Source organism: Paramesorhizobium endophyticum (assembly GCF_014640615.1).
GTDB lineage: Bacteria > Pseudomonadota > Alphaproteobacteria > Rhizobiales > Rhizobiaceae > Paramesorhizobium > Paramesorhizobium endophyticum.
Genome location: NZ_BMHH01000047.1, coordinates 1 through 10,588, shown reverse-complemented (window position 1 = coordinate 10,588; position 10,588 = coordinate 1). Strand labels below are relative to the sequence as shown.

The 10,588-nt window shown below is 62.4% G+C and carries 8 protein-coding genes and 1 pseudogene; 3 read left to right on the top strand and 6 right to left on the bottom strand.

All coding sequences use genetic code 11. The annotated features are described in order from the left end of the window. Positions 1-74: 74 nt before the first annotated feature. From IEX53_RS23155 to IEX53_RS23140, 4 genes and pseudogenes are all read right to left on the bottom strand, one after another. Positions 75-881, bottom strand: a complete 807-nt coding sequence (locus IEX53_RS23155) for an ABC transporter ATP-binding protein (protein ID WP_188826536.1) — start codon at positions 879-881, stop codon at positions 75-77. Between the two features lie 4 nt (positions 882-885). After that, positions 886-1,912: pseudogene (locus IEX53_RS23150) on the bottom strand (FecCD family ABC transporter permease). Positions 1,913-1,914: 2 nt separating this feature from the next. Beyond that, positions 1,915-2,907, bottom strand: a complete 993-nt coding sequence (locus tag IEX53_RS23145) for a FecCD family ABC transporter permease (RefSeq protein ID WP_188826535.1) — start codon at positions 2,905-2,907, stop codon at positions 1,915-1,917. Between the two features lie 423 nt (positions 2,908-3,330). Then, the gene (locus IEX53_RS23140) at positions 3,331-4,326 is read right to left on the bottom strand and encodes an iron-siderophore ABC transporter substrate-binding protein (protein ID WP_188826534.1); all 996 of its coding nucleotides are present in this window, start codon (positions 4,324-4,326) and stop codon (positions 3,331-3,333) included. Positions 4,327-4,524: 198 nt separating this feature from the next. Here IEX53_RS23140 and IEX53_RS23135 point away from each other — a divergent pair, with 198 nt between their 5' ends. Further along, a complete protein-coding gene (locus IEX53_RS23135; protein ID WP_188826533.1) occupies positions 4,525-6,666 on the top strand; it encodes a TonB-dependent siderophore receptor in 2,142 nt (713 codons plus the stop codon). 276 nt (positions 6,667-6,942) lie between these two features. Here the strand turns inward: IEX53_RS23135 and IEX53_RS23130 are convergent, their stop codons facing one another. Together IEX53_RS23130 and IEX53_RS23125 are read right to left on the bottom strand one after the other, a co-directional pair. Continuing rightward, positions 6,943-7,830, bottom strand: coding sequence for a helix-turn-helix domain-containing protein (locus IEX53_RS23130; protein ID WP_188826532.1), 888 nt, complete (start codon positions 7,828-7,830; stop codon positions 6,943-6,945). A gap of 99 nt (positions 7,831-7,929) precedes the next feature. Further along, positions 7,930-8,328 (bottom strand): (R)-mandelonitrile lyase, encoded by a 399-nt coding sequence (locus IEX53_RS23125; protein WP_188826531.1) that lies wholly within the window; start codon positions 8,326-8,328, stop codon positions 7,930-7,932. Between the two features lie 93 nt (positions 8,329-8,421). Here IEX53_RS23125 and IEX53_RS23120 point away from each other — a divergent pair, with 93 nt between their 5' ends. Together IEX53_RS23120 and IEX53_RS23115 are read left to right on the top strand one after the other, a co-directional pair. Further along, on the top strand, positions 8,422-9,315 hold the full coding sequence (locus tag IEX53_RS23120; RefSeq protein WP_188826530.1) for a LysR family transcriptional regulator: 894 nt from the start codon (positions 8,422-8,424) through the stop codon (positions 9,313-9,315). A gap of 377 nt (positions 9,316-9,692) precedes the next feature. Further along, positions 9,693-10,133 (top strand): outer membrane beta-barrel protein, encoded by a 441-nt coding sequence (locus tag IEX53_RS23115; protein WP_188826529.1) that lies wholly within the window; start codon positions 9,693-9,695, stop codon positions 10,131-10,133. Positions 10,134-10,588: the final 455 nt, after the last annotated feature.

Sequence of the window (10,588 nt, the reverse complement as noted above, 5' to 3'; positions counted from 1 at the left end):
CGAAGCGCTGGCCAGAACCACCGTCGACCACTTCGCCGACAGCTATGTCGTGTCAGGCAATGTCGGCCTCAGGGTCAGATGGTGACGGGTATCCTGTGCCGGCCGATGGGGAGCATCATCGGCCGGCTTGAGATCGGGTCGGTCATGATGCGGCTTTCCAGGCCGAAGACCTGCCGGACATTCTCCTCGCTCAAGACCTTTTCGGGCGTGCCGGACGCGTGCAGCTTGCCGCCCACCATGGCCAGCAGGTGGTCGGCATAGCGCGCCGCGAGGTTGAGGTCGTGCAGCACCATGACGATGGTGGTGCCGCGCGTTTGGTTCAGATCGGTGAGGAGATCCAGCACTTCGATCTGGTGGCTGATGTCGAGGAAGGTGGTGGGCTCGTCGAGAAGCAGGATTTCCGTCTCCTGCGCCAGCGCCATGGCGATCCATACCCGCTGGCGCTGGCCGCCGGAGAGCTCGTCCACCGGCCGCTCCGTGAGATCGAGAATTCCAGTCGCGGTGAGCGCGGCATGGACCGCTTCGTCATCCCTACGCGTCCAGCGCGCGAAGAGGCCCTGATGAGGGTGCCTGCCACGGCTGACGAGATCGGCGACGGTGATGCCCTCGGGCGCGATGGGCGATTGCGGCAGGAGGCCCAGCGTCTGCGCCAGCTTGCGCGACGGCATGGCGTGGATCGATTTGCCGTCGAGGAGCACCTTGCCCCGGCGCGGCGCGATGAGGCGGGAGAGGGTGCGCAGCAGCGTGGACTTGCCGCAGGCATTGGCCCCGACGATGACTGATATCTTGCCTGATGGCACGGTCAGGTCGAGCCCGTCGAGGATGACGCTGTCGCCATAGCCGGCGGAAAGCTCGCTGGCGGTGAGGGCGTGGACGGTCATGGGGCTAGCCTCCGTTCCTGTTAACGCGCACGATCAGGTAAATGAGATAGGGAGCACCCAGCGCGCCGGTGACGACGCCCACAGGATAGCGGGCCGGCAACAGGAATTGGCCGCAATAATCGCCCGCCAGCACCAGGATTGCGCCAGTCAGCGCCGATGGGATGAGCAGCGATCCGTTGCGGCCGGCGATGCGGGCGGCAATCGGGCCGGAGAGGAAGGCGACGAAGGCGATGGGTCCGGTCACCGCCGTTGCCGATGCGATCATGCCGACAGCGGTTATCATGATGACGATGCGCGTGCGGGCGACATTGACGCCGAGCGCCGCGGCAGTGTCGTCGCCCAGCCGCAGCGCTTCCAGATCACGGGCGCGGCTGAGGAGCCCGCCGCCGAAGAGGATGAGCGCCAGAAGCAGCGGTAGCGCCTGGTCGAGTTGCGCACCATTGACGCTGCCGGTGAGCCAGCGCAGCGCCCTGCAGATTCCAGGCGGGAGCGCCGGTAAGGATATAGGCGATGAAGCTTTCCAGCATGGCGGAAACGCCGATGCCGACGAGGATCAGCCGCGTTCCGGCGACGCCGTTGCGGGAGGACAGCGCATAGACGGCGAGCGCCACGCTCAAGCCGGCGGCGACGGCAAAGACAGAGACAACCGGGCCTTTCAGCGACAGCACGACGATGGCGAAGACCGCCGCCGCGCTCGCGCCCCAGCTGATGCCGATGATATCGGGACTGGCGAGGGGATTGCGCAGCATGATCTGGAATGCCGCGCCGCCGAGACCGAAGCAGAGGCCCGCCAGCACCGCCATAACCGCGCGCGGCAGGCGCAATTGGCCCACCGTGAAGGCCGCGCCCGGCACATTCTCGCCCATGAGCACGCGGAGGACTTGCGAGGGCGGGGTGTAGGATTGGCCGAGCGACAGAGTGAGGGCGAAGAGGAGGCCGAGTATGGCCACCAGAATCGCAATGAAGGACAGGCGCTGTCTGGCGCGGCGTTGCCTGATAGTGGCGATGGTATCGAGAGTGAAGGCGGGCATGGTCACAGCTCACGCACCCGCTGGCGGCGGACGATCCAGATGAAGAATGGCGCGCCGACGAAGGCGGTGACGATGCCGACATCGAGCTCGCCCGGACGGGCGAGGATGCGTCCGGCGATATCCGATGTCAGCAGCAGGCAGGCTCCGCCCAGCGCGGAAAAGGGCAACAGCCAGCGGTGATCGACGCCGGTGAGCAGGCGGCAGAGATGCGGCACGACCAGCCCGACAAAGCCGATGGGGCCGCAGATGGCTGTTGTCGCACCGCAAAGGAGGATCGCGCCCAGCGCGGCGATGGCGCGGGCGATTGCGACTTTTTCACCGAGCCCGGCGGCGAGGTCGTCGCCCAGCGCCAGCGAGTTCAGCTTGCGCGCCGAGAGGAGGCTGATGATGAAGCCTACGACGAGGAAGGGCAGCACATGGGAAATGCGGTCGAAGGTCGCCCCGCCGATGCCGCCCACCTGCCAGGCGCGGATGCCGCCGGCAATGTCGTTGCGCGGCAGCACCACGGCGATGACCAGCGAGGAAAAGGCAACCGAGGTGGCCGCTCCGGCAAGCGCCAGCTTGAGCGGCGTCGCCCCGCCGCGCCCCATGGAGCCGATGGTGTAGACGAAAGCCGCCGCGCATCCCGCGCCGAGGATCGCCGTCCAGATATAGGCCTGGGACGAGGTGATATGGAACCACGCCACCGCCACGACAACGGCAAGCGACGCGCCCATATTGACGCCGAGAATGCCGGGATCCGCCAGCGGATTGCGCGTTACGCCCTGCATGACCGCCCCGGCCAGCCCAAGAGCGGCGCCCGCGAGCAGGGCAAGCAGTGTGCGGGGGATGCGCATTGCCACGGCGGCCTGGCCGATGGTCTCGGTGTGGCCCTGAAGCGCGGCGATGATATCGCCTAAGCCGACCGCGCGCGTGCCGACGCCGACCGAGAGGGCACAGAGGAGGGCGAGCGCCGCGATGAGGGCGGCGAGGGAGAGGGGTTTGGTGCTGGTCATCGGATAAGTGCCAAGCGCCCTCGTGGTTCGAGGCTCATTCCACTGCGCATCAATCGCACCTGACCATGAGGACTACTGGAGTGCCGCCGTCCTTTCACCCTCATCAAGTCAATTGTTGAGGATGTAAGGGCGTGGCGGCCAAACAGTACATCCCGTGGAATGCCCCTCACCCTTACCCTCTCCCCGCACGCGGGGCGAGGCGGACACAAGCGTTGCCACCTCGTCCTTGTCCCCTGTACCTGGCGGAAGAGACAAGCGAAAACGTCCGTGTCCCCCTCTCCCCGTAAATCACGGGGAGAGGGTAAGGGTGAGGGGCATTCCGCGACGCGTCCGTAGCTCCTCATCCTGAGGCGCTCGCGTGAGCCAAGCCTCGAAGGGCGAGGGTGAAGGAAATCGCTATAGCGTGAACTGCTGCAGCCTGCATCATTTGCTCTTCGCCGCCGCCTTCGCCAGCAAATCCACATAATCCTCGAGCACCCATGAAATGGACAGCGGCGTCGGGTTGGCTGCCGTGCCGAGGGGGTCGCCGCCGAGAAGGACGATGGAATCATTGGCGACGGCGGGCATGCGGGCCGTCAGCGGATTGGCTTTCAGCGCGGCGAGCAGTTCCGGGCCGCCATAGGTGACGACGATATCGACATCATCGAAGGCGTCGATGCGCTCGGCGCTGACGGAACCGGCGAAGCGCCCGGGGGTGGAAGCCTCCATAACGCTTTTGGGCGGTTTCAGGCCCAGTTCGGAGAAGAATTTCACCCGCGTATCGTTGGCGGTGTAGAAATTGACGGTGCTCAAATCCGTCGCATCGAGATGGGTGATGAACATGGCCGACTTGCCGCGCAGTTCGGAGTGCCTGGCAAGGGTCGCAGCGATTTCGCCTTCGATCTTCTTGATCAGCGCGTCGCCCTCGTTGGCCATGCCCAGCCCGGCGCTGTTCAGGCGGATCATGTCGCGCCAGTCGGTTGACCATGCGGCTTGCGGGTAGGCGACCACAGGGGCGATCTGGCTCAGCGTGTCATAGTCCGCCTGGCTCAGGCCCGAATAGGCGGCGAGGATCACATCGGGCTTCGTCGCGGCGACCGCCTCGAAATCGATGCCGTCGCCCTCGTCGAACAGAACCGGCTTCTGTGCGCCCAGCGCTGCCAGCTTCTCCGACACCCATGGCAGCAGACCGTCACCATCATCGTCGCCGAAATTGGCTGCGGCGCAACCGACCGGCACGATGCCGAGCGCCAGCGGCACCTCATGGTTTCCCCATGCCACCGTCGCCACCCGCTCGGGCTTTTTGGCGATGGTGGTGGTGCCGAAGGCATGCTTGATCGTAATGGGGTAAGAGGTTTCCCCAGCCCAGGCAGATCCAAGCGCAACGATCGACAGCCATATAGCGGCAAGCGGCATGGCGAGACGGAAGAACCGCAGCATTGGCGAAACGCTCCATATGATATAAGTGGAGTTCTCCTCTCAACTTCATCCGCTCGCGTCAAGGCCATTGCGGGACCGGTGGGGTGAGGGGGATGAAGTTTCCGTGGTTTCCTACAAAAACAGGGAAATCTACAATACTGGATAAAGACGCTCAAGTTAGTAGCCATCCTGACGTTACAGACGGATGGGGATTTCATCATGGGGACTGACAGGACAAGGGCTGCTGCTGCCCGCTACCGCACGGCGCTGCTTCTGAGCTGCACCGCGCTCATCGCCTTGCCGGCGGGAGCGATTGCGCAGGAGGCGCAGGATTCGGGCTCCGCGACCGTCCTCGAGACGATCACGGTCGATAGCAGCGGTGGGCGGGATGACGATGCGAAGTCGATCGTCGCGACCCGGGCCACGGCTGTCGGCAAGATGCCGGCAGATATTCTGGAAACGCCTGCTACCGTTTCCGTCATCACCTCCAAGGAAATCAAGGAGCGCGGCGCCGAGAGCATCGAGCAGGTCGTGCAATACACCGCCGGTGTCAACACGGATTTCTACGGTTCGGACGACCGTTACGACTATTTCAAGATCCGCGGTTTCACGCCTTTCACCTATCGCGACGGGCTGGTCGTCGGCCGGACCTGGAGCGGGGTTCGCGAAGAGCCCTATGCCTTCGAGCGCATCGAGGTGCTGAAGGGCGCCAATTCCACGGGCTTCGGTGTGTCCGATCCCGGCGGGTCGGTGAATTACGTCACCAAAACGCCTAGAGCCGAACGCTTCGGCGAAATCTATGGCACGGGCGGCTCGTTCAAGCACAAGGAGACGGGCTTCGATTTCGGCGACAACATCACCAAGGACGATACCCTGTCCTATCGCCTGACCGGCAAGTTCCAGCGCTCGGATGCCGAATATGATCATTCGCAGGACGATGAGAACTTCATCATGGGTGGCCTGACCTGGCGGCCCACCGACGCCACCAGCCTGACCTTCGTCTTCGATCATCTGGATAAGGATGGCACGCCCAGCAGCGGCGGCCATCCACGCTTCACCGATTTCGACAGGGGCCGCTTCTTCGGCGAGCCGGGCTATAATTACGGTACGACGAACAGAAACACATATAGTGTCATGTTCAGCCATGATTTCGGCAACGGCCTGACCTTCAACTCCAATGCGCGCTACAGCAAGGCGGATACGGGCTTCGGCTACGCCTATGTCTACGATGCGCTGGGCGCCAGCGACCCGTCGGACACCAGCGTGGAGCGCGTCTTCTTCGGCGGCGACGGCTCCAGCCGGCAGTTCGTCATCGACGCGCATCTCCTCTACGAGGCGAGCTTCGATCAGGTGGAAAGCCGGACACTCGTCGGCGTCGATCACAACAACATCAAAGCGGAGAACAACAGCTACGCTTTAAATCCGCCGGCCTGGGGCGGTACCGCGCCCGGCATCGACTGGAAGAACCCTGTTTATTCCGGTGTGCCCGGCACCATCCCGCTCACCACGGCCAGGACGAACGACCAGACGACGAAGGCGATTTATCTCCAGCAGGACCTGACCTTCTTCGACAAGCTCACGTTAAGCGTCGGCCTTCGCAACGACTGGCTCGATCTTGAAGAGAGAAACCGGCTCACGGGCACCAATGCGAAGGGCGATTACAGCGAACTCAGCAAGCGTTTCGGTTTAAGCTACAAGCTCACCGACGAAGTGGCGGTTTATACGAGCTACGCCGAATCCGTCGCGCCGCCGAGCACGGGGAACGAGCCGACCTCGGGCACGCAGTATGAGGTCGGGGTCAAATACAGCCCCGAAGCGTTCCCCGCCTTGTTCACCGCCTCCGTCTATGACCTGACGATGGAGAACATCACGACCTTCGAGGCTCCCACCTATCTGCCCGCGACGGTCGAAAAGGTACGGCACCGCGGGGTCGACCTCGAGGCGAAGGCGGAGATAACCGACAACATCAACCTGATCGCCGCCTATTCCTATATCGACTCCCGGATCGTCGAGAATGGCGGCGGCGCATATGACGGCAAGCGCTTCGCACAGGTTCCGGAGCACATGGCTTCGATCTGGGGCACCTATAAGCTGGAAGGCAACGGAACCCGTGGCGACATGACCTTCGGCCTGGGTGCGCGCTATACGGGCGCGTATTATTTCGACAACGCGAATACGCGCAAATCGAAGGATGCCGTCGCCGTCGACGCGGCCTTCACCTATGAGATCAAGAAGAACACGACGTTCCAGCTCAATGCCAGCAATCTGTTCGACGAAAAGCATATCGCGAACGATGATGGTGGGGCGTATTACTACAATCCCGGCCGCACGATCTATGCGACGATCAGGCAGAGCTGGTGATTTATAGATAGAACCGCCGGCGGGGCGGTTTATGTTTGATGGACGGGCGCCAAGCACCCTCGTGGTTCGAGGCTCATTCCCCTTCGGGGCTCGCTACGCTCGCACCTCAGGGTTCATTCGCACCTCACCATGAGGGTTACTGGAGCGCCGGCGTCCGCACTCTCATTTCGAAGCGCCGACGCCCTTCACCCTCATCCTGAGGTGCTCGCGAAGCGAGCCTCGAAGGGCGAGGGTGAAGGGATCGCCTTGGCATCGTTGCCAAACCGGCAAATGGCGCTACCGCTGCATCCGCCGCCATGCCGCCGGCGTCTCCCCGGCAACCTGCCTGAATGCCTTCGTCAGATGCGCCTGGTCGGAAAAGCCGAGTTGGGCGGCTATGCCCGCCACGGTCAGGTCCGTCTCGCGCAGCAGCTTCTGCGCCAGCGCGATGCGCCGCGCGAGTTGCCATTGCAACGGCGTCTTTCCGGTCGTCTGCCGGAACACATGGGCGAACCAGCTTTCGGATAGGCCGACCGTTTCCGCCATCTCGGCGACGCTCAGGCGGCCATCGCCCTTAGCATTGAGGCGGGCGGCGAGTTTCTTCATCTGCGCCTGGGTGAGCCTGCCGTCCGCCTCGATATCCGCCTCACGCGGGATATCGAGAAGGGCGGTGACGATGCCGCCGGCGAGGCTTTCGGCATAGACCGGGTGCTTCGACGGGTTGGAAAGCTCCTCCACCAGCAGGCCAGCGAGCGTCTCTATGGCGCCGACATCCTCGATCTCCACCGGACGGCGCAGCGCGGCGCGCGCAACCGACGCGCCCACCGATGGCGAGAGGAAGCGCAGGAGCCGGTCCTTGTGCAGGTGCAGGTCGAGATGGGAGAAGCGGTGCGGGGAGGAGAAGCGCGTCCAGAGCGGAACACCCGCCGGCACATAGACGGCGCGGGTCATCGGGCGGTCGCGCCGCCCCAAGCCTTCCGCCTCATTGGCCATGCGGATGTGGGGCGACACCTCATTGAAGAAGATGACGATGCGCGGGTCGGGCGAGAGGTAATAGCCATTCGCCCCGGTTTGGGCTTCTGCATCCCAATAAACGCCCATGATGCCATCGAGGCCGCGCCATTTCTCCGGCACGAGCGCCCTGATGCCTTCCGTCGCGCAAATCATCGAATGCTGGTAGCTCAATGCCTTTGGTTACCCGCGCAGCCATCTTTAATATGATACTAATTATCATGTTTACGGACGAAGGCAAGCACTAGCGCCATGGGGCGAACTTCGGGGCCGCTATTTGCCCTGATATTCCTCGTCGCTGACATGCTCCAGCCAGTCGACGACCTTGCCGTCGAGCGTCTCGCCGATGGCGATATGGCTCATGGCGACATCAGGAGAGGCGCCGTGCCAGTGCTTTTCGCCCGGTTCGAACCAGACGATATCGCCGGGGCGTATCTCCTCAACCGGCCCGCCTTCACGCTGCGCACGACCGACGCCGGAAACGACGATCAGTGTCTGGCCGAGCGGATGGGTATGCCAGGCGGTGCGCGCGCCCGGCTCGAATGTCACAAGCGCGCCGCCGGTCCTTGCGGGAGCCTCCGCCTGGAACCGGCTGTCGATACGGACAGCGCCTGTGAACCAGTCTTCCGGTCCGCGCACGGAGGCGCTTTCGCCTGTCTTGGTGATTTTCATGGTTTCACTCCTTTGCGAGATGGCAGAATAGCATTGGCGCGGCGGCGGGTTTGCGTGTTAAATCCGGCATGGACCTATATGATGGATTCATGAATGCGGCGCGATGAGCTGGGCGATCTGATGGCGTTTTTGGCGGTGGCGGAGGAGCGCAGCTTCACCCGCGCCGCGGCGCGGATGGGCACGTCGCAATCCGCCCTCAGCCATACGATCCGCCGCATGGAGGAGCGCATGGGCGTGCGGCTTTTGACGCGCACCACACGCAATGTCGCGCCGACGGAAGCCGGCGAGCAATTGCTCGAAACCCTGCGCCCTGCCTTCGACGATATAGAGGCGCGGATCAACGCGGTCTGTGCAATGAGCGGCAGGCCCGCCGGCACGATAAGGCTGACCTCCGGCCACCGGGCGGCGGCGGACATTCTCATGCCTGTTGCCAGCCGGTTGATGACCGATTATCCGGAAATCAATATCGAAATCGACGTGGCGCAGCGGCTCACCGATATCGTTGCCGAGCGCTATGATGCCGGGGTGCGTCTAGGCGAGCAGGTGGCGAAGGACATGATCGCGGTGCGCATCGGCCCGGATCTGCGCATGGCGGTGGTGGGGTCGCCCGCCTATTTCGAAAAACACCCCGCGCCGCAAAGCCCGCACGACCTGACGGAGCACAATTGCATAAACCTGCGCCTGCCGACGCTGGGCGGGCTTTACGCATGGGAATTCGAAAAGGACGGCCGCCCGCTCAATGTGCGCGTCGAGGGGCAATTCATCTGCAACGAGGTTCAGCCGATCATCGACGCCGCGCTCCGTGGCCTCGGCCTTGCCTGCCTGCCGGACGATCAGTTCGGCTCGCTGATCGAGGAAGACCGGCTTATCCGGGTGCTGGAAGACTGGTGCCCATCCTTTCCCGGCTATCACCTATATTACGCCAGCCGCCGGCAAATGTCCCCGGCGTTCCGGCTGCTGGTGGAGGCGCTGCGGTGGCGGGGGTGAGGAGGTTTACCGTCCCTTTTCAGCCGCATCGGCCAATGTGCCCGATTGAACATCTCAGCGGTCGCAAATTTAGAAAGCGGCAGGATAAAGGCTCGCTTGTGGCGATAATGCCACAGACTTTGTGAGCGCAGCCAGCTATTCGAATGCTACCTGTGATTGCGGATTGCGGGACAAAATGAAGCTCATTACGACGACAGCACTCGCCGTCATTTTTGCAACTTCCGCATACGCTGCGGACGCAATTGTTGCCAACGAGCCCGCGCCGGTTGCGGCTCCAAGCGCTGGTTCATCGATGGAGGCGTTGGTGGTGCGTTTTCGCATATCGGCGGCCTGGAGATTTCATCAATCCGGTCGGAGCACTGCTTACCGATAACGACGTGTCTGGAGGCCGCATCCTTCTGAACGGTGTCGACAAGTCGGACAGCTCTTTCACGGGCAATGTCGGCGTCGGTTATATGCTGGCCCCGAATGTTTACGCCAAGGCGAGCTATCGCTATTTTGGCGAGCATGAATATTCGGGTTGGGCCGGCTTTGATGGCGATCCGTATGATCAGGATTTGAAGGTGACCGCACATGGCGTGTTTGTCGGCGCCGGTTACATTCACGATCTTTCAGACAAGCTCTATGTTGACGCGTCTGCCGAAATCGGCGCCGCTTTCCTGCGCTCCAAGGCAACGCAGGGCATCAATCTGTTCCCGGACGAACCGGGTGTTTTTCCGTCCAAGACGAAGACCAACTTCGCCGCTGGCGTAGGGTTGGGCCTTGGCTATCGCCTGACGGAAAGCCTCGATCTCAACCGAGCATTACCATACATATAGAGTCTGTCGAGACAGTTGTCTGTGGATCACGTGTCCATTGCTGATTGTTTCTTTGAAGAATGAATCTGTGGGGTAGGGGGCCGCTCGAGGAGATCAAGATTGGGATGTGCCTCAAACGTGGCTTGCATAAAATTCGAGGTAGCGTTCTGAGAACACCGAATAGGCAACCACTATATGATTTCCGCTAATTAATTGAATTTATTAATAAAAATGGCGGAGAGGGAGGGACTCTTCGCCAATTAACGCCAAAACAGGGCTTCCATCGCAAGTTACTGGCTTGCAAGCGGTTTTACGATACTTCGAGCGGTACAATGCGCGATACATTTTGGCAAGTCGACGATTTTCGACCCGCTGGTGGCCCCCTCGTTTGGGACTGGCTTCCGCGTGCCCCGTTTACCACGCCAGTGCTCTTTTTGTTCCTGATGCGTTTTTACCGGCTTGCCGGAGACGAAACT